Annotated in this window: 22 protein-coding genes and 1 tRNA gene; 19 read left to right on the forward strand and 4 right to left on the reverse strand. The window is 48.4% G+C overall.

Features of this window, described 5'->3' with window-relative positions; genetic code table 11:
• The first annotated feature begins 5 nt into the window (after nt 1–5).
• On the forward strand, nt 6–2,228 hold the full coding sequence (locus BMW94_RS23105) for a glycoside hydrolase family 88/105 protein (protein ID WP_254790333.1): 2,223 nt from the start codon (nt 6–8) through the stop codon (nt 2,226–2,228).
• A gap of 127 nt (nt 2,229–2,355) precedes the next feature.
• On the opposite strand, the gene BMW94_RS23110 is transcribed toward BMW94_RS23105, so the two are convergent.
• Nucleotides 2,356–3,231 carry a DUF72 domain-containing protein gene (locus BMW94_RS23110; protein WP_063566692.1) on the reverse strand — a complete coding sequence of 292 codons (876 nt, stop codon included), beginning with the start codon at nt 3,229–3,231 and terminating at the stop codon, nt 2,356–2,358.
• Between the two features lie 309 nt (nt 3,232–3,540).
• Here BMW94_RS23110 and BMW94_RS23115 point away from each other — a divergent pair, with 309 nt between their 5' ends.
• From BMW94_RS23115 to BMW94_RS23135, 5 genes are all read left to right on the forward strand, one after another.
• Nucleotides 3,541–4,284 carry a class I SAM-dependent methyltransferase gene (locus tag BMW94_RS23115; RefSeq protein ID WP_090954604.1) on the forward strand — a complete coding sequence of 248 codons (744 nt, stop codon included), beginning with the start codon at nt 3,541–3,543 and terminating at the stop codon, nt 4,282–4,284.
• Between the two features lie 18 nt (nt 4,285–4,302).
• On the forward strand, nt 4,303–5,292 hold the full coding sequence (locus BMW94_RS23120; RefSeq protein ID WP_091001206.1) for an MBL fold metallo-hydrolase: 990 nt from the start codon (nt 4,303–4,305) through the stop codon (nt 5,290–5,292).
• A 172-nt stretch (nt 5,293–5,464) separates the two neighbouring features.
• A complete protein-coding gene (locus BMW94_RS23125; protein WP_091001207.1) occupies nt 5,465–5,860 on the forward strand; it encodes a hypothetical protein in 396 nt (131 codons plus the stop codon).
• Nucleotides 5,857–6,900, forward strand: a complete 1,044-nt coding sequence (locus BMW94_RS23130; protein ID WP_091001208.1) for an FAD:protein FMN transferase — start codon at nt 5,857–5,859, stop codon at nt 6,898–6,900. Before BMW94_RS23125 ends, BMW94_RS23130 begins: the two co-directional genes overlap by 4 nt.
• 33 nt (nt 6,901–6,933) lie before the next feature.
• Nucleotides 6,934–7,587, forward strand: a complete 654-nt coding sequence (locus tag BMW94_RS23135) for a ferric reductase-like transmembrane domain-containing protein (RefSeq protein WP_175480824.1) — start codon at nt 6,934–6,936, stop codon at nt 7,585–7,587.
• A 130-nt stretch (nt 7,588–7,717) separates the two neighbouring features.
• Here BMW94_RS23135 and BMW94_RS23140 read toward each other — a convergent pair whose 3' ends face one another.
• The gene (locus BMW94_RS23140; RefSeq protein WP_063566698.1) at nt 7,718–8,284 is read right to left on the reverse strand and encodes a phosphatidylglycerophosphatase A family protein; all 567 of its coding nucleotides are present in this window, start codon (nt 8,282–8,284) and stop codon (nt 7,718–7,720) included.
• 214 nt (nt 8,285–8,498) lie between these two features.
• On the opposite strand from BMW94_RS23140, the gene BMW94_RS23145 reads away from it, so the two are divergent.
• The 9 genes from BMW94_RS23145 (at nt 8,499) to BMW94_RS23185 (ending at nt 18,701) form a co-directional block, all read left to right on the forward strand.
• Nucleotides 8,499–9,554 (forward strand): GerMN domain-containing protein, encoded by a 1,056-nt coding sequence (locus BMW94_RS23145; protein ID WP_091001210.1) that lies wholly within the window; start codon nt 8,499–8,501, stop codon nt 9,552–9,554.
• 145 nt (nt 9,555–9,699) lie between these two features.
• Entirely contained in the window at nt 9,700–10,458 is a 759-nt protein-coding gene (gene rph / locus BMW94_RS23150) for a ribonuclease PH (protein WP_053783129.1), read from the forward strand.
• Nucleotide 10,459: 1 nt separating this feature from the next.
• Nucleotides 10,460–11,083 (forward strand): XTP/dITP diphosphatase, encoded by a 624-nt coding sequence (locus BMW94_RS23155; protein ID WP_091001211.1) that lies wholly within the window; start codon nt 10,460–10,462, stop codon nt 11,081–11,083.
• Nucleotides 11,084–11,451: 368 nt separating this feature from the next.
• Entirely contained in the window at nt 11,452–12,294 is an 843-nt protein-coding gene (locus BMW94_RS23160; protein WP_091001212.1) for an STM4015 family protein, read from the forward strand.
• A 12-nt stretch (nt 12,295–12,306) separates the two neighbouring features.
• Nucleotides 12,307–13,656, forward strand: coding sequence for an STM4014 family protein (locus tag BMW94_RS23165; protein WP_254790334.1), 1,350 nt, complete (start codon nt 12,307–12,309; stop codon nt 13,654–13,656).
• Nucleotides 13,649–14,434 carry an STM4013/SEN3800 family hydrolase gene (locus BMW94_RS23170; RefSeq protein ID WP_091001213.1) on the forward strand — a complete coding sequence of 262 codons (786 nt, stop codon included), beginning with the start codon at nt 13,649–13,651 and terminating at the stop codon, nt 14,432–14,434. The genes BMW94_RS23165 and BMW94_RS23170 overlap by 8 nt, the downstream gene beginning before the upstream one ends.
• 58 nt (nt 14,435–14,492) lie before the next feature.
• Nucleotides 14,493–15,890, forward strand: a complete 1,398-nt coding sequence (locus tag BMW94_RS23175; protein ID WP_091001214.1) for an STM4012 family radical SAM protein — start codon at nt 14,493–14,495, stop codon at nt 15,888–15,890.
• Nucleotides 15,887–16,750 (forward strand): STM4011 family radical SAM protein, encoded by an 864-nt coding sequence (locus tag BMW94_RS23180; RefSeq protein ID WP_091001215.1) that lies wholly within the window; start codon nt 15,887–15,889, stop codon nt 16,748–16,750. Before BMW94_RS23175 ends, BMW94_RS23180 begins: the two co-directional genes overlap by 4 nt.
• Before the next feature lie 253 nt (nt 16,751–17,003).
• The gene (locus BMW94_RS23185; RefSeq protein WP_091001216.1) at nt 17,004–18,701 is read left to right on the forward strand and encodes a methyl-accepting chemotaxis protein; all 1,698 of its coding nucleotides are present in this window, start codon (nt 17,004–17,006) and stop codon (nt 18,699–18,701) included.
• Between the two features lie 102 nt (nt 18,702–18,803).
• Here the strand turns inward: BMW94_RS23185 and asnB are convergent, their stop codons facing one another.
• Nucleotides 18,804–20,648: an asparagine synthase (glutamine-hydrolyzing) gene (asnB, locus tag BMW94_RS23190; protein ID WP_091001217.1), complete on the reverse strand. Its 1,845-nt coding sequence runs from the start codon at nt 20,646–20,648 to the stop codon at nt 18,804–18,806.
• Nucleotides 20,649–20,843: 195 nt separating this feature from the next.
• Between asnB and BMW94_RS23195 the strand changes: the two genes are divergently transcribed.
• The 3 genes from BMW94_RS23195 (at nt 20,844) to BMW94_RS31170 (ending at nt 21,745) form a co-directional block, all read left to right on the forward strand.
• The gene (locus BMW94_RS23195) at nt 20,844–21,143 is read left to right on the forward strand and encodes a hypothetical protein (RefSeq protein ID WP_063566707.1); all 300 of its coding nucleotides are present in this window, start codon (nt 20,844–20,846) and stop codon (nt 21,141–21,143) included.
• 25 nt (nt 21,144–21,168) lie between these two features.
• Entirely contained in the window at nt 21,169–21,525 is a 357-nt protein-coding gene (locus BMW94_RS23200) for a hypothetical protein (protein WP_064635807.1), read from the forward strand.
• A 91-nt stretch (nt 21,526–21,616) separates the two neighbouring features.
• Nucleotides 21,617–21,745: a hypothetical protein gene (locus BMW94_RS31170; protein WP_256336669.1), complete on the forward strand. Its 129-nt coding sequence runs from the start codon at nt 21,617–21,619 to the stop codon at nt 21,743–21,745.
• A gap of 78 nt (nt 21,746–21,823) precedes the next feature.
• Here BMW94_RS31170 and BMW94_RS23205 read toward each other — a convergent pair whose 3' ends face one another.
• On the reverse strand, nt 21,824–22,117 hold the full coding sequence (locus BMW94_RS23205) for a magnetosome magnetite crystal formation protein family (RefSeq protein ID WP_053783120.1): 294 nt from the start codon (nt 22,115–22,117) through the stop codon (nt 21,824–21,826).
• A 282-nt stretch (nt 22,118–22,399) separates the two neighbouring features.
• Here BMW94_RS23205 and BMW94_RS23210 point away from each other — a divergent pair.
• Nucleotides 22,400–22,473, forward strand: a tRNA-Arg gene (locus BMW94_RS23210).
• The last annotated feature ends 358 nt before the right edge of the window (nt 22,474–22,831 follow it).

Here is a 22,831-nt window from a genome sequence, read left to right on the forward strand (position 1 = left end):
AGCTGATGATCATTCGTTATTTTCATGAGAACGAGGCGATTGCAGGCAAGGTGTATGATTCAATTCCGGATATTTTGACTACTGTGGCACAGCGTTATATTGGGGACCATCCGAAACACTCCTTTTTGTTCCGAGCGTACCACCGTGGAGGCTTCCGCAGACTAGGGGATTATCGTTATGATCTGAATCTGGATGCCAAATGGAAAGAGGCTCGTGCAGGACAGTACGTGTACGTATGGGGCAAGTTGTGGAGTCAGCAGGAGGCTACGTTAAATACGGGACTGAACTGTTATAGTCCGGTGACGGTCTATGTGAACGGAGAAGAGGTTTTCAAATCCGAGTTATTGCAGGAGTTATTTCCCGAGCGCAGAACCCAGATTCCGATTCCCGTGAAATATGGCTGGAACGATGTGTTGCTTTGTTTTGTAAAAACAGAGGTGGGATTCGGCGGGATCTACGGAACGGCCTCATTTAAAAACTTTCCGCTTCACTTCCTCACACCTGGTGTGAACCGCCAAGGACAGGAGGGCTGGCTGTACTCGGAACCCGTCGATGAACCTTTATCATCACTCCCTCGTGATGGCATGACTGAAGAAGAAACGGGCCTGTCCTGGTATCCGCGCAGGGACTGGATAGAAGGGGAACAGAACGCTGGAGCCTTCGCCAGAATCTTTGGGACAGAGCAGCCTGCTGTTGCGTACGCATGGTCCAAACTGGATGTCATCCAACCGGGATCGTCACCTGTTCTTTTGCAAGGAAAACATGAAGGTGCTCTCACCCTGTACGTTGATGGCAAGGAGATATATTCCGCTGGGCAAAGCGGCAATTACCGCATTGAACTGCCTTGCCGCTACGGTCCATCTGATCTGGTAGCGAAAGGTGAAACCAAGGCTGGGAGCGAGTTGTGGGGATTCACACTGGAAGATGCGAAGGATTCCACTGCAACCGGATGGAGATTAAGACCACCTCATCCGGTTGCAGGATGTCCCGATGCGTGGCTGTATACGGGTGTATTTTCCTCAGGCTCTGAACCATCTCCCCAAGATATTGTGGTAACAGATACTGTATTTGATGATGGAGCCCAAGGCGTATACTGGCATGTGGATCTTCCTGAAACGATTGTCCGTCCCTATTTGGAAAATACCCACTATGGCAAATGGAATTATCCACTCGGGGTCACCCTGCTTGGACTTCTTCAGATTGGACAGCAGTTGGGACGTGACGACTATGTTCAGTATGTGCGGGACCATATCGGCCTGAGCACATCGTTTGACCGTTATGGTCTGTGGGATCGGGAAGGGTACGGCGCCGCGGGAATTAATAATCAGTTGTCTGCAATCGACAGTCTGGATGATTGCGGTTCATTTGGATCTACGCTGCTCGCAGCGATGGAACTCGGCGACATTCGTGGAGGTAAAGATACCGCAGATCGTATTGCGGGCTATATTACGGATGAACAGGAACGTCTGGAAGACGGGGCCTTTTACCGTGTTCGTGGCAGCGGGGAGATGCGCCAGGAAACGATGTGGTGTGATGATCTGTATATGAGCACACCTTTTCTGATGCGTTACGGCCAGTTGACGGGAGATACTTCTTATTGGGAGGATGCAATCAACCAGTTCCTGATGTTCCGCAAATATCTGTATATTCCCGAGCAACAGATCATGTCCCATGTGTATGATTTTGTGCGTGGACGGGCGACGGGCATACCATGGGGACGCGGAAATGGATGGGTTCTATTTTCGCTAACCGAACTACTGTCGATTCTGCCAAGTGATCACGTCAAACGGCCAGAACTGCTGAGCTTCTACCGGGATTTATGTCAGGGGTATCTGGCGCTGCAAGGTGAAAACGGTCTCTGGCATCAGGTGCTGAACCGCCCGGATTCATATGAGGAAACCTCCTGCACGTCAATGTTCATCTACGCCTATGCCCGCGGTATTCGTGAAGGCTGGCTGGAGCAGCCAGAGGTCTACCTGGATGCGGTGCGCAACGGATGGGAGGGCATGACCCATCTGTCCATTGATTACAAAGGCAATGTGTACGGTGTGTGCCGGGGTTCCGGTTACTCCTTTACCGCACTCTATTACCGGGACGATCTGGGATGGATTCTGAACGATACGCACGGGATCGGCATTGTGCTTCTGGCCGGGATTGAGGCATATAAAATGAACCAGCAGCTGAGCCAGATTTCGCTCGATCCTGCGGATACAGCTGCACAACGCTAGTACAGCAATTATGAGAGCGCATCTGCATACAGCCTAACGACAAATAAAGCGGCACAGCCTTAAGGGCTTACCGCTTTTTTCGTTATGAATGGAAATATTCCATTCAGCTTCCGAATTAAACGTGTTGTTAAAACAGCTCCAATTGCTCTGGTCCCTCTTCCTGCTCCGGCTCCGTACGGTCAGGGAAGGGCTTTACGGGCTGCTCCAGCAGCTCCATCATCATCTGTGCATTGGCAGCGGCATCGCCGCCCGAGTTGTTGTTGAAAATCACATATACATCTTTGCTCTGCTCCTGCAATTGCTCCAAATAACCCTTCCACTCCAGCAGCTCTTCCTGATTGTAACGATAGAGATAACGGGTCTCGCGCCAATTGGGTGCACCATTCTGATGCCAGCCTGATACATTGCGCCCATGCATACGCACCAGCGTCATCTCGGCATCGGTAGCTTCGGGTACAATAGGGATAGATCCTGGCCCCGCCTGAGGTTCATCACAGACGCTGTGAATCCAGCCTTGTTCCTTCAGAAATGCAAGCGTTCGTTCGCGCATGCCCTCTTCATACCAGCTGCGATGACGAAATTCGAGGGCACACGGGATGCCTTCCATTCTCAGTTTCACTTCTCGCAGTTCATTGACATTGTCCCGATTGCATTCAAACCACGGCGGGTACTGGAACAAGGCCGCTTGCATTTTGCCAGCTTCCATGACAGGCTCCAGGGATTCGCGAAAAGCTTTGTACATCTCCGAGGTGCTTGTGAAATAGGGTTTTCCCCGCAGATGTCCGGTCATCCCTTGATAGGCTTTGACGATAAAAGCAAAGGACTCAGGCGTTTCCGCTGCCCAGCGTGCCATCCGGTCCCGAGGTTGTACTGCGTAGAAGGAACTGTCTACCTCCACAGTGGTAAAATATTGTCCATACAGACGGAGCTTGTCTTTTGCTTTGGTACGGTTCGGGTACAAATCCTCCTGATCTCCCCAGCCTGTAAGTCCAATCCGAATCATAAATAACACCTCCTGCTGCTTCATTTGTTAGCGTTATGTTTCAGTCGTCTCATGTTGTTTATGAAGTGAAAATGCCATAGTGTTTCTGTATCAATCTTCTATGTATAGTTAACCGATTCGCATGGGCCTGACTATGTTTAACATTATATCGTGTGGTTTCCGGCCGTTCAATGTGGGCGATCCTTGGAAATTTTTGAGTTTGAAGGATAAAGACGGTACAATGGCTAAAAGCTATAGAGATATGATCCGGCTGGTATAACAGCGTATTACGGATAGTTGGGCCAGTGACCATGTGGAGGGCGATACGTAATGACGGAATGGTATGAAAAGAGTTTTGGAGAAGACTACCTTCTTGTGTACAAACATCGGGATGTGCAAGGTGCATATCAGGAAGTACATAAAATGATCAATTGGTTAAAGCTTCAGCCAAAGTCCAAGGTACTTGACCTGTGCTGTGGTATGGGCCGACATTCTCTGGCCCTTGCAGATGCTGGTTTCCAGGTAACCGGAATCGACCTGTCTGATGTGCTTCTGCGTGAAGCACGCAATATGGACACAGAACATCGTGTTGAGTGGTATCACGCCGATATGCGTGAGCTTCCACTGAAAGGCGGATTTGACGCCGTTGTCAATCTGTTTACCTCATTTGGTTATTTCCAAGAGGATGGGGAGCAACTAAGAGTGTTACGCGCCATTCATCGGATGCTCAAGCCGGGGGGCAGCTATATTATTGATTTCATGAACACGGCTTATGTGACTCGTCATTTGGTGCAGCATTCAACACGTGAAAGCGAAGGACAGAATATTGAGGAGTTTCGCAAGATCCAGGATGGATTTGTAAAAAAAGAAATTCACATTACCGATACCGAATCGGGCCAAAAACCACGAATCTATCAGGAACGCGTCAAACTGTACACTCGCGAACAACTACGTGATCTGCTTCACGAGGCAGGACTCGTGGTGGATCAGGTACATGGCGGTTATGATGAAGAGAAGTACGATGAGCAGACATCGCCGCGGATGATTTTTGTCGGTCATCGGCCGGAGCAGTAGAGTTGGAGGAGAATATTAATGAAGCGAACGGAATCCATTCCCATGCCAGCAGGCATGCATCGGGTCAAGATTACAATGGCTTTTCCACTGCGCTGGGTGAACAGCTATGTGCTACATGAACCGGATGGAACAATAACGATTGTTGACCCGGGACCACGCAGTACTGAGACGGAACAGGAGTGGCACGAAGCACTCGCAGATTTAGATTTAACTTTTCAGGATATTAGTCAGATTGTACTGACCCACCATCACCCCGATCATCTGGGGTTGTCCGGCTGGATACAGCAGCAAACGGGTGTGCCTGTTCGAATGTCCACACGATCCCGCCAGGAAGCGGATTACATGTGGGGAACGGAGGCAACTATAAATACAGTTTTGCCTGAATATTATAGTCTCCATGGAATGCCGGAAGAAAAGACGCAGCAGATCCGTGAACATATGGAGGGATTCATCTCACAGATTACGCCACTTCCCGTAGTGACACCGATTGAAGATGGCGAATGGTTGGTTATGGGCGGGAAAAAGTGGCGTGCTGTAGAAACAGGTGGTCACGCGCCAGGACATCTATCCTTCTATGCGCCGGACTCCAGGGAGATCTTGTGTGGAGATGCCGTATTGCCGCAGATTTCACCGAATATCAGCCTGCAGCCGAGAAGTGACGATCAACCTTTATTATCTTACATGGAAGGGCTGCATCGACTGGGGGCTTTGGATGTAGAAGTGGCATATCCAGGGCATCGGAATCCGTTTGGTCATTTTGCCGATCGAACGGTTCATCTGCTCGCTCATCATGAAGAGCGCCTACAGAAGATGATGGAGCGAATCCGCGAAGCACCGACGAGTGCGTATGATATCTGTGTGTTTATGTTTGGTGACCGATTGGGAACACATCAGCTTCGTTTTGCGATGAGTGAGACTTTGGCGCATCTGCAAGAATTGATCCGACGAGAGCATATTGTACAGGAGCAGCAGCCCGACGGAGTGTACTTTTTTATCGAAAATACTTAGGATGACAAGACTTTGACCAGGAGAACTGCCTGTTCAGAGTCTTTTTTTTTTTGCGTGTAACGACTCCAATAAATGAAAGCTTTAGTCTCTTTTAACCGTTCATTCATCTTCTTTTAAGGCAGCACTTCTATGATAAATGCATGAACTTCGCTAGAGAAAGCAGGGAAGAGCGATGACTAGGAAAAAACGAAATCAATGGAGAAAATGGCAAGCCTCAGCGGCAGCAACGTTGACCGTGGCTGCACTCTTTCAATATGTAAGAACTTCTGATGCCTTTGATGTCGCTTATGCGGCGGCTAACGGTACCGATATAAGCAGTACAGCTTCTACCCAGATAGATGCTCAGGATGATGTCATGGATGAATGGACGAACAATACAAATAACAATTCCGATGCAGCGTCCAATGAGGGCTATAGCCTGGATGAAGGAACGACGGATGGAAGCACTACTACCGTTCCGAATCAAGGCAGGTCGTCGGGCGGGTGGATAACAGATCAGAGCAGCAATCAGGATACTGACTCCGGATATAGCGGTGGCAACTATCAGTCACGCACGGGTGCATCATGAGCCGCACGGAGCAAGTCTCCCGTCTCCTCAAGTTCCGCTTCCGGGCAATGAACACGGACGTGGAAGTTCAGTTAGCCGCAGGACGGGAAGAAGCTGAGCATGCGGCAGCCTTGGCGAAGAATTGGTTCGAAGCGCAGGAACAGCGTTTCAGCCGATTTGTGGCAGACAGTGAATTGAATCGTCTGAATCGTTGCACAGGATGGATGCCCATCTCCGCAGCAATGGATGAAGTGTTAAGTTTGGCATACGGTTATATTGGACAGACGGAAGGGATTTTTCAGCCAGGTATTTCTCAGGCTCTGCGGGCTTCTGGTTACGATGTCAGCTTCGAGCAGCTGCAACAAAGAGAGCTTCAGCAATCTGGAACCGAACGCAGATTGGACATCCAACAATCGGATAGATCAGATATGCTGAGAGACGAATATGACTATAGCCGCCCACGTTGGATTCAAAGGGAAGGCAGCCGAATGGTTCATAAGGACCCTGGGACTGAGCTGGACCTTGGGGGCATTGTTAAGGGTTGGGCTGTTGAGCGTATTGCCGATTGGCTGCAACGTACACTTCATATTTCAGCCGGATTAATCAATGCAGGTGGAGATATTCAGGCATGGGGGACAACACTTCATCCGATGTGGTCCGTGCAAGTCACCGATCCTTATCAGGAGGAGCGTAATCTGATGGGGAGAATTCAGTTGAGGAAAGGTGCGGTTGCCACTTCAGGAGTGGTACGAAGACAGTGGCAGAATGCGGACGGAAGCCTTTTACATCACTTAATTGATCCCCGGACGATGGAGCCAGCAGATACGGATGTGCTGCAGTGTACCGTTCTGGGCCAGCATGCTTCGCAATGTGAGACTATTGCCAAGACCGTCTGTATTTTGGGAAGTGCCGAGGCAGTAGGCTGGTTAAACCGTCATTACGACCGGCATGATGTCCTGTGGATGACCCGGGATGGCAGCACTTATTTTAGAGGAAATACCGATACGCTCGCTGAACGCTGGCCTGGTTTCGATCCGGATCACCGCTTCAGTCTTATATAAACGACAAGTCTATCAGATATGGGGGAGCCGGTTATGGCGCAATGGATTGTAGATTACCTGCCGACGTGGAATATCATTCGAATTAGTGGAATCGCCGCTTATTTGCTGCTCTTTGCCGGTGTATTTCTGGGGATTGCTCAAGGCATGCCCATGGCTAAAGGCAAACCCAAAGCGGCCATGTTTAAATGGCATACCCGAACGACCTGGCTCGCCTTTGGACTTGGGCTTGTGCATGCGTTAACCCTATATATTGATCACTATAGCCCATTCGCATGGAGTGAACTGCTCATTCCGTTTACGGCTTCAGTACATCCGATCGGCAGCGGACTGGGCACATTATCCTTTTATGGTTTGGTAATCGTTCTGCTATCCAGTGATCTGCGTAACAAGCTTGGCCGCAAATGGTGGTTTATGTTCCATATGTTGTCCTATCCTGTATTCATCGGTTTACTGTTCCATGGCATGGTTACCGGCTCTGATTCAGGCAATGTGCTTATGCGTCTGATGTATGTATTTACTGGCTTGAGCATTCTTGGTATTACGGTACTTCGAGGGATGCTGCGAGAACGCAAAGGCCCGGAAATTACAATTGGACCCAGTCGTGTACAGCCTAAGCCGGCAGTTGAACAGAAATGGGCAGAGGTGTATCGTTTGGCGGGAGCGGGAAGACAGGAGCATCTGAAATAGCGTATTACAAAAGAAATGAATCCATACAAAAGAAGCGGCCTTTGTGGCCGCCTTTTTGTCATGATCAGAATAAATCTGAATACTGAATGTACGTTGTTCGTTCATTTCCAACTCCTATTACACATGCAAATTATACGATATCATCGCTGACAGGTTTTTCTCCCAAAGCTTCTTCAAGCTCCGATTGTTTGCGATGCGCAATCCGGCTGCTGGCTGCTGAAGCGATAGCCCCCACAATATCATCCAGAAACGTATGCACAGGCCCAAGGCTCTTGTCGTTCAAACGTTCAAGCACACCGGGTTTGAGCTTGTCTACATAACCGTAGTTCGTAAATCCGATACTGCCGTATACGTTGACGATAGAGAATGCGAGAATCTCATCCACGCCATATAATCCTTCATCATTTTCTATCATCTCCTGCAAAGGAGAAATGAGTAAGCCTTGCTCTGCCAGCAAGTCCAGTTGAATACCTGTCAGGACTGCGTTCTGCACCTCACGTTTGCGTAATACTTTCTCCACATTGTCGATACATTCTTCCATCGTAAGACCTGGGTAATACTTATTCTGCAGCATCATGACCAGTTCTGCGATCTCAGGGATCGTAACGCCCCGCTTGTGCAGCCATTCCCTCGTTGCCTCTGCCACTTTACGGCTATTCAGGCTGTAAGGGATTTTTTCTTGCTCCGGATGTTCCATGGGCGATTCCTCCTCTGAAGTTAGCAATGTCCCTACACTTGTATCCTAATACGTTATTAACCGTTTTGGGTTTCTTTGCTATCCCTCGATGGGGATGGAAAGCCTGTTTTCAGTTTTATGCATGATGAGCTTGTTTAAAAAGTAGTTATTTTTTGGGCAAAGGCTCGTATACATGGTAGTACAAACTGTAAAAATGATGAGGGGGAACGTGATCATGAGTAAGATCCGTTATTTGCGTACAGCTTCTGCAGCTGCGCTGTTGAGTATTCCTGTGGTGTTATCCGGATGTGGTATGTTTGGGGCACAGTCCTCCGAGGCTATTGATCCACCGCCGCCGATTCAGGAAGCGGCCATGATTCAGGCGGCCGAAGGCAACGGATCACTTGCCAAGCTGCCACTTACAACCGTGTATCTGCAGGACCAGCAAGGTTTATTGGCTCCGGTATCCATGACGCTTCCGTCGGGCACGGACGTCAGCAGTCCCAAGACCGCTCTGGATACACTTGTGACGGGTGGCCCATATGCAGGGATGCTGCCTGAAGGATTTCAGGGTGTTCTTCCGCAGGGCACTGTTGTTCAGAACGTAACGATTCATTCGGATGACAAGCTGGCCGTCGTGGAGTTCTCCGGCAATTTTGCCAAGTATGATGCCAAGAACGAGCGCAAAATGCTGGAGGCTGTCACCTGGACTCTCACCGGCACACCAGATGTGCAGAACGTACAGATTTGGGTAGACGGCAAAAAGTTAACGCAAATGCCAGTAAACAGCACACCGCTGCCGGAACCGCTGAATCGGGCGGTGGGCATTAATCTTGATTTGGGTGATACATTCACGACCAACAGCAGTCCGGTAACGGTTTATTTCTCAGCCGCTTCGCCAGCAGGCATTCAATATTATGTCCCGGTTACACGTCTTGTGACACCAGGTGGAGACCGGGTGCAGGCGGCGTTGAATGAACTGATCAAGGGACCAGCCAAAGGCGGCGAGCTGGAAGAGGTTATGACAGGTGGAACGCAGCTGCAATCGGTCAAAACGTCTGAGGATGGAACCGTAACGGTTGCGCTCAAAGACGACATGTTCACCGAGGGGGATGTCGTGCCAAGTGAACTGCTGCAATCCGTCGTATTGACTACGGCCGAGAACACGGCAGGCAAGGAAGCTAAAGTCCAGATCGAATGGAATGGGCAAAAGACAGTCATGAGTGATGATAATCAGGATTACAGTGCCCCCGTATCGAAGCCTGAATATATCAATGAAATTCCAATTTAAGTCACAAAGGCGTTTTAGCCTACTGTTGGTAGAACTCTTTGGGGGACAGGATGCTTTTAAGTGAACTCTTTGGTAATATAGAAGGGATTAGTAAAAGTGTGAACAAGCTCGACATTACAGGATGCTTAAGTCGTAGGAGGCAGAAATGATGAGATCTAACGGACGAACCAGCGACCAGCTGCGCCCGATGAATTTAACAATTAACACGAATAAATACGCCGAAGGTTCTGTACTGATTGAAGTGGGAGATACCAAGGTTATTTGTACAGCTACGGTGGAGGAACGTGTTCCTCCCTTTATGAAAGGGCAGGGTAAAGGCTGGGTAACAGCTGAATACTCCATGCTGCCACGTGCAACACATACCCGTAATCAGCGTGAAGCGAACCGCGGCAAATTGACTGGACGCACCATGGAAATTCAGCGTCTGATTGGCCGGGCACTGCGCTCGGTTGTTAACTTGCAGGCGCTTGGTGAACGTACGATTACACTGGACTGTGATGTCATTCAAGCCGACGGAGGTACACGCACAACGTCCATTACCGGTTCGTTTGTAGCTCTGGCGCTCGCGGTGAACAAAATTGCCCAACAGCATAAATTGCAAGTATTCCCGATTACGGATTTCATTGCAGCGGTAAGTGTGGGTGTAGTTGGAGAACAGCCTGTGCTGGATCTGAACTATGATGAAGATTCCAAAGCCAAGGTAGACATGAACCTCGTGATGACAGGCGGCGGGAAATATGTGGAGCTTCAGGGAACAGGTGAAGAAGCACCCTTTGACCGTCGTGAGCTGAACGCGATGCTGGAGCTGGGTGAGCAGGGCATTCTGGAGATGATTGAGCGTCAAAAAGAAGTCCTCGGTCCCATTGCACTCAAGATTGGTGCTCGTGGATTAGGAGAAGCCTAACATGAGTCTGGATAGCCCAATTATCATTGTCGCAACCCGTAATGCAGGGAAAGTACGTGAATTCGCGCATGCATTCGCACCGCTGGGCAAAGAGGTCAAAAGCATGTTCGACTATCCGGAGCTGCCGGATGTCGTGGAGGATGGCGTAACCTTTGCAGAGAATGCCTGGAAGAAAGCCAAAGCGGTGGGCGATGCTCTGGGTCTACCTGTCCTGGCAGATGATTCGGGATTGTGCGTGGATCTGCTGGACGGTGACCCTGGAGTGTATTCTGCGAGATATGCAGGCGAGGGCGCAACCGATGCGAAGAACAATGCAAAATTGCTTGAGGCGCTGGAATCGCTCAAATCCGGTGAGGATACGGAGCAACCGCTTCTGAGTCCAGCAAGTTTCGTCTGTGCATTGGTGCTGTATGACCCGGCAACCGGAGACAAGTATGAATCAGAAGGCACGGTGGAAGGCTGGATCACAGCTGAGGCAGCCGGTGGTGGCGGTTTTGGATACGATCCACTCTTCTACGTGCCTGAATACGAGATGACAATGGCCGAGCTTACGCTGGAGCAAAAGCAGGCGATCAGTCACCGGGGCCATGCCCTGAGAGCACTCGTATCCAGTCTGAAAGGCTGAGATTCAAACGAATCGGCTCATATGATTATGAACGTATAAGGTGAATTATGGCCTTGCTTAAATATCAAAGCGTTAGTGGAAGGTAAAAGTCATTCCTGTGGAATGACTCACCGACCATTAGCGTTTTTTTATTTTTGTATGAGTGAGCGATCTTAAATAAAGCCAGTACGTGAGACCCATAATAAATCCCGCTTTTTTCAGTGAATAAACAAGAACGTACGTTCTTATACCTATAAAGAAAATATAGGGATTTCACGTTTGAGCAGCGCATTAGGACCGAGGTTGGAAGAAGTTGCAAGTCTTGTACCGTATGGGTTAACATTCAAGTTAACGAATCATCAATGAACTCAAACGGAGGGGATTTGCTTATGCAAGAAGTGAAGCTTACGGTGTCTTATGATGATTATGAGAACGGTATTCGCATGGAAACGTTGATCAGAGAACTGGCTGCCAAACCGGAGGCGGGTTCGCTGGAGAGTCTGATTATTGGAGACTGGGGACAGGCTTATGAAAATTCGCCGGATGAATTCATAGGAACACTCACCGGATTGGCTTCAAGCTTTCCATCTTTAAAGAAATTGTTCATCGGAGATATGGGCTTTGAAGAATGCGAAGTATCATGGATTATTCAGACGGATCTCATCCCACTATTGGTTGCTTTTCCTGAATTGAAGTCATTCACAGTGAAGGGCAGCAGCGGACTAAGTCTGGAACCAATCGAACATGCCAAGCTTGAAGAATTAATCATTATTTGCGGTGGTCTTCCCAAAAGCTTGTTAGCTTCAATTGCCCGGGCTAAACTGCCTGAATTGCGTAAGCTTGAGCTGTATCTGGGTGTGGAGGATTATGGTTTCGACGGTTCACTGGAAGATGTGCTGCCACTTTTGGAACAGGGCTTATTTCCAAAGCTCGTCTACCTGGGTCTGAAAGACAGTGAAATTCAGGATGAGATTGCGAAAGCTGCGGCTGAGGCGCCCATTCTGGATCAACTTGAAATCCTGGATCTGTCAGAGGGCACGTTGTCTGATGAAGGGGCAGAGGCGCTGCTTGCCAGTGACAAGATCAAAAAACTGAAACATCTTAATCTTAGTTACCACTACATGACGGACGAAATGCTCATTCGCTGGAAACGTTCCGGTGTATCTGTAGATGTTAGCGAGCAGCAACAGAGTGATGAAGATGACTGGCGTTACCCGTCGTTAACGGAATAAATGATGTCAGGCATGACGGACATGGAAGAAAATTTGCAACGCCTAGTTAAGAATTCGGATCTGGAGCAGCCCTTATTATTAATTGGAAACCCGAATAATCGCCGTACCCTTGGTTTACAGGAGGCAAGACAGCGTATTGGCTTACAACCTGCACTTGTGCTGCCGTATGCCCGTTTGCTACAGACTTGGAGACGGGGCGGAACCATGGCGGATGTTGTACAGCAATGTCTGGAAGGGCGAGGGGCTACGCACACGCACGGAGCATCGTGGATATCTTCACCAGCGTCGTCGATGTCATATGCGAATCATGATTCAGTTCATAGAGTGAATAGTGTACCTCTTATTCGAATCGATGCCCCTGGTGAGGAATGGGAGGTAGAGCGTGAGCTGCTCTTTCTTGGAGCTGTGAATGATATATCACCTTTAACGGAGGGCCTTTCTACGGGAATGATTCCGGCAGAACAGACACTCACTCTTGAACAGGAGTGGGGACGGATTTACGCGCCCAACCAATGGTTTCGTGGCTGGAAGGCCTGTTTGGAACGAATTCGCCATGAAGCTCTGGAATATTGGCCTAGTGCCCGGTTCATGAATGATCCTCATGACATTGCGATCATGTTTGATAAAAGGAAATGCCAGCAGCATCTATCTGTCCATGGCGTTCACGTTCCCCCAACGCTCCAATCTTCGGAGCCGATCCGCAATTATGCGGACCTGCGTACAGCGATGAAAACAGCGGGTATGAATCGTGTTTTCGTGAAACTTGCTTGTGGCTCCGGGGCTTCAGGCGTTGTTGCCTATCAAAATAATCCGCGAACGGGTGCCGAAATCGCGATAACCACTGTGGGGATGGGACGGATTCAGGAAAAGATCATTTTTTATAATGAAGGCCGGTTGCGCAGGTACACACATACTTCAGAGATTTCTGCGCTGATGGATTGGCTGTGTGCTGAAGGTGCCCAGATTGAACGTTGGATGGCAAAAGCATCCCTTGGTTCAAGCGTGTTTGATATTCGCCAGCTTGTGGCAGGTGGACAAGCAGGTCATGCCATCGTACGGCTAAGTCAGACACCAATCACCAATTTGCATTTGCGTAATGAGCGGTTGCTGCCCGCTGAAGCGGGACTGGATGAACAGCAGATGGAGAGGGTTCAGACGGCAGCAAAAGCAGCGATGGGTGCCTTTCCTAACTCATGGTCAGCCGGGATTGATGTGATGCTCAGTGGAGGTACTGAGCCGCGTGCTTATATTCTGGATGTGAATCCGTTCGGAGATTTATTGTACAGAGTGCAGCATAACGGGCTTGGAACCTATGAATGGCAAATGGAACTTTTGCGAAAGGAGCCTTACAACCATGACTGATATGAACACCATCGTAGGCTCCCATGATCTATTAATGATTACGCTGGACACGTTAAGGTATGACGTGGCCAAGCTGGAGGAACAGAATTGCCCCAACCTGTGCGGTTCGGGTCCTTGGGAGAAGCGTCATACTCCGGGAAGCTTTACCTATGCGGCACATCATGCTTTTTTTGGGGGCTTCATGCCTACACCTGCTAATACGGACAAAGCCTCACACGTACGACTTTTTCATTCCCGTAATACCGGATTAAAGACGCATCCGCATACGTGGCTGTTCGACACACCGGATATCGTATCCGGTTTGGCGGCTGAAGGATACCGTACAATTTGTATTGGCGGGGTCATTTTCTTCACCAAGAAAAATCCACTTGCCAAAGTGCTGCCGGGTTATTTTCAGCAGAGCTACTGGCGGATGAATTTTGGGGTAACCAACCCTAAATCGACAGAGCATCAGGTTCGGCATGCCTTGAAGCTGCTGGAGCAAAGCGCACCAGATGAGAAGCTGTTTTTGTTCCTGAATGTGTCTGCCATCCATGGGCCCAATCGCTATTTTGTGGAGGGTGCAAGAGAAGATTCCGTAGAAACACAGCGAGCAGCCCTTCGGTATGTGGACCAGGCTCTTGGACCATTGTTTGATGCAATGAGGCAGCGTTCACGGCCTACGTTTTGTTTAGCTTTTTCCGATCATGGCACGGCGTATGGGGAGGACGGCTATCAGGGGCATAGGCTCGCGCATGATGTCGTCTGGAATGTGCCATACCGTGAATTTATTTTATAGAACATATGATTCATATCAACAACAACAACAAAACAAACCGGATACAGGGAGGAAACCGATGGACGATCAATCTCAACATACGACAGCAGGTCATTCCGCACAGTCCGGCTCCAATACAGCTAGAGGTCTCAGAGAAGTGCTTGCTTCCCCCTATCGCTCTTATTTATATTCGTATCCCCACAAGACCGCATATCGGGAGTTGAACCCGCCTTTACCGCTCGGTCCATTGTGGGAACGTGAGAATACCGATACGTATTTTTTATATATGCACATTCCGTTTTGTGCCGCTCGTTGCGGATTCTGCAACCTGTTTACGTTGCCGGATCGTCGTGATGACACCCATGTGCGTTATGTGGATGCGCTGGAACGGCAAGCCAAACAGTGGGCACCACTCACATCACGGAGACCGTATTCGAGGTTTGCCATCGGTGGTGGGACGCCCACATTATTAAATGAGATTCAATTGAACCGCTTGTTCGATATTGCGGAACAGGTGATGGGGCTCGATCCAACGCAAGCTTCGATCTCGGTAGAAACGTCACCGGATACTGTGACAGAAGCCAAATTGGCAATCATGAAGGAGCGAAGTGTGGACCGGGTAAGTATGGGCATCCAAAGCTTTATCGAAGCCGAAGCCTCGGCCATTTACCGTCCGCAGAAACCACAGGAAGTGGAACGCGCGCTTGAGAAGCTTACACGGTATGAATTCCCTCTGTTGAATCTGGATCTGATCTATGGTTTGCCGGGACAAACGGTGGAATCATGGCTGTATTCGCTGGAACGTGTCCTTTCATATGAACCGGGTGAGATTTTCATTTACCCACTCTACACCCGCGAGAATACCATTGTGAAACCGGATGATATTCAGCGTCAGGGACCGGATATTCGGATGGAGCTGTACAAGGCTGCGCGTGAGACTTTAAAAAGCAGAGGCTATGTCCAGTATTCCATGCGCAGATTTGCCAAAGAACAATCATCTTCTGCAAGCAAAGAGCTTCTACCCTACAGCTGTCAGGAGGAAGGCATGGTTGGTCTGGGGTGCGGTGCACGCTCTTATACCCGTGAAGTACACTATGCTTCCAAGTATGGTGTTAGTTATAAGGCTACACAGAGCATCATCGCCGATTATGTGGCAACCGAGCGGTATGATGTGGCCGATTACGGCATTGTACTCAGCGAGGAGGAGCAGAAGCGCCGCTTTATTCTGAAAGCCCTGCTGCATCGGGAAGGTTTGGCGCTGTCGGATTATGATCAGCGATTCGGGACGGAAGTCCTGTCAGACTACGGATGGTTGAGTGAACTGTTGTCTGAGGGCATGGCTGAGCTTGAGCGGGACGATAAGGGTAACCAGGTATTGCGTCTGACAGAAGAGGGACTAGGCTACTCGGATGCCATTGGAGATTGGCTCATATCCGCTGAGGTTCGTGAACAAATGGAAGGATTTGTGTTCTCATGAGAGCAACCTTGTATTATCGGGGGAAGCTGTCGTCCTGTAATTACGACTGTCCATACTGCCCGTTTAGCAAAACGGTAGATTCCAAGGAGACGCTGGAAGTGGATGAACAACAACTGCGTCAATTTGTGAATTGGGTTAAGGATCAGGAGAGTGCTGGACATCAATTTTCGATTTTCTTTAACCCTTATGGAGAAGCTCTGGTAAGGCGTTGGTATCGGGAAGCGATGATTGAGCTATCCCATATGCCACATGTGGACAAAATTGCAGTCCAAACCAACCTGTCTGTCAAACTGGACTGGGCCCGTGAATTAAATCGGGATAAAGCGGCATTCTGGGCGACTTATCACCCGCGTGAGACGAAGGAGTCTTCCTTCGTCAAACAATGTTTGACTTTACGTGAGATGGGACTTGCTTTTAGTGTGGGGACCGTTGGATTGCGCAGTGCATTCCCTGCTATTGAATCGATGAGGCAGGCTTTACCCGATGACGTGTATATGTGGATCAATGCATTTAAAGATCGACCCCAATATTACAGTTTGGAAGAGGTCGACTTTTTACGATCTGTTGACCCACTGTTTGAAGGGAACCTGCGGGATTATGAGAGTCTGGGCAAGCGCTGTTCCGCTGGTTCGGAGGTATTTTATGTGCAAGGGTCAGGGCATGTAAAAAGGTGTTATAAGGATCGTCGAATTATTGGGCATCTATACCGCGATGGTTTGCAGGCTTTGGCCGCAGATCGGCCGTGTGGCATGAAGAAGTGTGGCTGTTACATCGGTTATATTCATATGGAGGATTCTCCGTCCAGGGATATCTTTGGCAATGGATTGCTTGAACGTAATCCGGTTCTGATCAATCCATAGATATGGTCAGCCAACGGAAAGACTTTACACCAGAAAATGTGCTGGTGTAGGGTCTTTTTTTATTTTAGAATAGGAGATTCATGCTGCTGGTATATAGGTTAATAGGCTTAGGAGAAATTGTCGTTTAGGGCATTGGGAATCATAATTTCGGGAGGGGAAAACGACAAAAGTCCTAGTTTAATTTTAGAAGAATGGAGGGCACGGGAGTAAAACTACATAATTGCAAAACATCTGAACATATGGGGGAATTCACATGAAGAGAATATCCATTAGCCGCAAATTATTGTTAGGTTTTGTAGCTGTATTGATTTTATTGGTGGCAGTTGTCGTCATCTCGTATACTCAATTTATCTCCGTGGAGAAAACGTATACAGATCTCATCAAGGAACGTACGTACAAACTGCTTACGATTAAAAACATGATTATTGATGTGAAATCTCAGCAGGTTGCATTGCGAAACTATGTGACCGAAGCCAGTGATGCTAATGAGCAGCTGTTTCAATCATCTTATGATGATTACCGTAAAATAAGTGAAGAATTAAGATCAGGTCTTAAAACGCAAAGCATGATTGACCTTCTGGACCGTTCAGACCAGCGTGTGGAAGATTACTTGGCTTTTGGGCAGAATGTTATTGCATTAAAGAAACAGGATAGAAATAGTGAAATTACAACGTTGTTGCTCAACACAGGGCCTGCGATTGTATCTGAATTTGAAGAAACCATGGCATCCATGGAGCAGGTTCAGCAAAATTCATTGGACACAGGAATCGTGAATGCCAATCAGCTCATTCAAAAGGTAATCCGTTCTATTGTAATCATCGGTATTATTTCAATCATTGTGGGAGCTGCCATTGCTTTACTCATGGGCAGACTGATTTCCAAACCGGTGGCTTCTGTTGCCAGAGCCGCAAGACAAATTGCTGAAGGTGATTTGACTGGCGAGGCGATTATTGTGCGGAATAATGATGAGATTGGCGACTTGGCTCAATCGTTTAATACCATGTCGGTTCATTTGCGCGAGTTGATCCATCAGGTGGGTAATAATGCGGATCGGGTAGCTGCTTCATCCGAAGAGCTAACGGCAAGTACGGAACAGACCGTGGCGGCGACAGAGCAAGTGGCCATTACGATGGAAGAGATTGCTACCGGTATGGATACACAAGTAAGCATGGTTAGCGATGGATTCCATACGATTAATGAACTATCCACAGGTTTTCAGCAAATTACAGAGAATACGCAAACGATGTCTGATGAAGCTACGAACGCATCGGCCAAAACCTTAGCTGGCAGCGACTCGGTGCAATCGGCTGTGGAACAGATGAATTCCATCCATCAGACCGTACAGGGTCTTGCAACGGTTATCGAAGAGCTGGGTAACCACTCACAATCCATTAATTCGATGGTGGAAACCATTTCCGAAATATCGGCGCAAACGAATCTGCTTTCGCTTAATGCTGCCATCGAAGCGGCAAGGGCTGGAGAACATGGGCGCGGATTTGAGGTGGTTGCTACCGAGGTGCGGAAGCTCTCTGAGCAATCGGCGAGGTCTGCTGAACAAATAGGCACACTGGTAGCCTCTATTCATAAGGGCATGAGTGACGCTGCCCAATCCATGGGAGAAGTGACTGCAGAGGTTCAGGAGGGGATCAGCCTTGTGCATAGAGCAGGAGACAGTTTTGAAGAAATTCGAGCAGCTGTCAGCAATGTAGCAGGACAGACCCAGGAAGTATCCGCTTCTATTGAGCAGATGGCAGCAGGGGTGGAACAGATCAACGTATCGATGAAAACAATCATGGATGTTACGCAGAATGCAGCTGCAGGCACAGAGGAGGTTAGCGCGACGTCTGAGGAGCAATTGTCTGCCATGCAGGAGATATCTTCTGCGGCCAATGAACTTTCGTCCATGGCGGAAGAATTACAGCAGTCTCTGAGCCATTTTAAAGTGGGATAACCTGTAGACATCATTAAATCGAGTATGACAAAGGGGTGCCTGATGAACAGCTATTATGCTGCTCATCGAGCACCCCTTTTAAGAATGAAAAGATCACATTATTTATCGAATGGCCACTTTATACGTACGCAACCACGAGTTGATTTGTGTTAGATAAGCAAATAGCTGTGGACCCGACATTAGCTGTCCAAACCAGGGCAGGTTCGATGAAGCATCCGGTGAGGAGGCCAATTTGCGAATTTGAGCTTTGTCGATTAATGGCAAGATCGGTGAGCTTGCATCATCCAGAATATCAAGCACCTGCTGTTTAACGGCAGCAAGATACTGCGGGTTATGTGTTTTCGGATATGGACTCTTTTTCCGGTACAACACATCGTCAGGCAGTACACCTTCCAGCGCTTTACGCAGAATACCTTTTTCCCGTCCGCCTGTCATTTTCATGTCCCAAGGCACGTTAAATACATATTGAATCAAACGGTGATCACAGTAAGGCACCCGAACCTCAAGCCCAGCTCCCATACTCATCCGATCTTTCCGATCTAGTAGTGTAGGCATGAACCGGGTGATGTTCAGATAGGACATTACTCGCATCTGGGCTGATTTACCGGTCTCCCCATCGAGTAGAGGTACTTCAGCCACAGCATCTGAATAGCGGTCCGCGAGATAGTCGAGTGGCCTGATCCATTCCCGAATGTCCGGGGATAACAATCCTGCTCGCATATCAGGCGCTACAGACCATGGGAATGTACCGGAGTTCAGCATCTCTTCCCGATGGAACCAGGGATAACCGCCAAATACTTCATCCGCTGCTTCGCCTGAGATGGCAACGGTGGCTCCTTTTTTGATTTCTTTACAGAACAGATAGAGAGAGGAATCCACATCCGCCATCCCTGGCAAATCCCGCACAAGCATAGCCTGGGTCAGTGCATGAACCAACTCGCCATTTTCAATCTCAATCCAGTGATGATCTGTCTTCAGTTCATCCACCATACGCTTAATCCAGGGTCCATCTGCACCAGGCTGGAAGGAATGGGCCTGAAAATGCTTTGCATTATCCACATAGTCCACAGAATACGTGCTGACCTGACCTTGACCTGTACGATTATAATAATCCACCGCTAATGCAGATAGAGCACTTGAATCCAGGCCACCTGACAAAAGGGAGCAGACAGGGACATCCGAAGCCAATTGGCGTTCTAATGTATCTTGCAACAGTCTGCGTACCTCAGCAGCTGTCTCTTCCAAATTATGTTCATGATGATGACTTTCCAGCTTCCAGTAAGCATAGGTTTTAATGCCGTTTCGGTTGTAAATAAGCGCATGCGCAGGTTTGAGCTCGTTAAGGGAGGAGTATACGCCGTGTCCAGGTGTCCGGGCAGGACCGACAATAAATACTTCTGCCAAACCTTCAGGTCCAACCGCAGCTTCAACATCCGGGTGGATGAGCAGTGCTTTGGGTTCTGAGCCAAATACGAGTGAATCCTTTGCATGACTGTAGAACAGGGGTTTGACGCCCAGGCGATCACGGGCAATAAAAACCTGTTCGCGTCCGCCATCCCATATAGCAAAGGCAAAAATGCCGTTAAACCGGTCAACGCAGGCCGGTCCCCACTCCATATAAGAGGCGAGCAGCACTTCCGTATCACATTGTGTGCGGAAATGGTGTCCGCGCTGGAGCAATTCCTTTTTCAACTCGGGTGCATTGTATAGTTCTCCGTTATACACGACGGTATAGGAGGTGTCTCCCTGTAACGCATGCATGGGCTGTGCCCCGTTCTCCGGGTCCATAACGCTGAGACGCCGATGTCCGAACGCACAAGGATTGGAGATCCATGTACCTGAAGCGTCGGGCCCCCGGTTCGACAAGCTGTCCGTCATCCGGACCAGCAGCTCTGATTCCTGGGTCAAATCCCGATTCCACTGTATGAAGCCGGTTATACCGCACATGGTTTGTTCATCCTTTCTTAGTCGAGTCATTCATCCGTATGGCTGCTTAAGTCGCTCACAGCCAGCAAATGTTGTCTTTTTCGTCAGAAGTCGTAACAAATATATGCCGAAAGCAGGCATAAAATGTCTGTCCTCTTCGGAAACTAGTTCTAGGGACAACGGCCTCAACATGCCTGTGAAGGAGAGAACTTGCAAATGGACAGTATGACCTATTATGTATCTGTCATGGGGCGCTCTGTTATTCCGGACCCGCACGTAACGTCGTATGAATGGGTGATCCAGGCGACGCCTCAGGAGGCGGAACAATTACTGGGACTGCTTAATCTAATGCAGGAAAAAGAGGAAGAGGCCTTTCCAGGAATGGTATTCCCTTGGCCAGATACGCCTGAGGAGTCTGTAAACCGTGCATATGAAGCTGTGTTACAGCAGGTATATCGGGAAATTTATCGCTTGGGAACACCAGAGACCCGATACCAGATCGAGCAAAGTACATGAAATGGACAAAGGAGCGCGATAACAAATGTATGCCATTCAGGATGCCAAAATACGCAGATTAACCGAAGTAGATGGATTGTCTTGTGCAGAAGTTGAGGTACAGCCTGGAAATACGGGGGATCCGTCTTTGCTTGTATACGTTGCGGCTACCCAGCCGGGGAATTCACTTGAAGTCGTTCGAATTGTACGCAATCATTCGGATGCAGTTCTGGATTGGTACAATAACAATATGCACACAGCGTTTGAAGATGCCACGGAAACGGCGTTTGAGAACAGTGAAGGCATTACAGCAGGGGAAGATAAAGCCCGGTTCCAGAGTGAGCTGCTTGCTTTTGGATTACTGGGGCCGACGCTTCAGCGCTATTTGGTGGGCCAAGGTTAAGGTGGGCGTTCCAACATATGCCGATAGCAGCAAAGGATAAGCGAAATTCCCCCGAGCCATACTATATGCAAGTTCCGGGGAGGTGATAGCAATGGCTTCCAAGTTCAAGAAAAACAAAGGGAACCTTTATGCGCATCATACCGAGTTTGCCGAGGAAGTGCTCGCCATTAACAGCAAGCGTCCTGCCCAGAGAAATCCGTGGCGTCAGGGAAACAAGTAACCGGAATGCAAAAACCCGCCCTTCTTTCGAAAGGCGGGTTTTTGAATGTTTAATTTAACTTGATTGTGACGCTTGTGTTCAGGCATATTCACGCAGTACTTGAATACCTTTGACGATATTGTACACAAAACTTAATGCATAAATGACAAAGAACAGAATTACAAATCCGACAGCGGAACCCAGACTGTGTGCGGTAACAAAGAAGTAAAGCAGCGGGATTGCCGCAAGAAAGGGGAATATATGCGAGAATAAGGCTCGTTTAGCGTGTCCCTCAATATAGTTGTCCTTGGCCACAATCCAAATAATGATGGGGAACAGGAACGGGGCAAAGAAAATACTAAAATAGGATAATGCTGATAAAAGTTGTCTCATAGCGGTTTCTCTCCTTTATTTGGTTCTGTAGAATGTATGTATGCAAATGATTACCCAGCAGGTCTCATTCTGAATATGTCTGCCCATTCCAAATGCACCTGATCTTAATATCCTCAATATTGCCTGCTTCAAGCATTCATATTCTGTACCTGTGTTGAGTATGAAAATAATACGTTCAAGTCATGTGGAATGATGCAATTATTAATTTTTTTATAAAACTATTGAAAAATATAGAAATGAGAGTATAATAGGAATCGCGCGGTATTTTTATTATACATATTTGTCTCAGTAGCTCAGCAGGATAGAGCAACGGCCTTCTAAGCCGTCGGTCGGGGGTTCGAATCCCTCCTGGGACGTTAGAAAAAGCTTCCTTCGGGAAGCTTTTTTGCGTACAAGGGATGAGAACCCCAAAGGTTCGTCGGAGCATCCGCTTCGGTAGGAATACTTTGAATTCTCGAAAGTAGGTGAATTCTTATAGGTATAAACTATCAACTGTATAGAATTTATATATTTAAATAATAAACTGTCTTGTGACACAATGAAGATATCAAATCATGAAAGCAATCCTTGGTATTTTCCGACGATCGGGCAATATAGCAACATTTTGGAACAAGGCGGATTTTCGTATTATCAGGTTAGCCAGTAATTACTGGTTGGCCTTTTTTTGTGGTCGTTTTACGATGGGGGGAGCCGGGAGAACGTGGCGGCTTTAGA

The sequence above is a fragment of the Paenibacillus sp. OK003 genome (genome assembly GCF_900109515.1).
Lineage (GTDB): Bacteria > Bacillota > Bacilli > Paenibacillales > Paenibacillaceae > Paenibacillus > Paenibacillus marchantiae.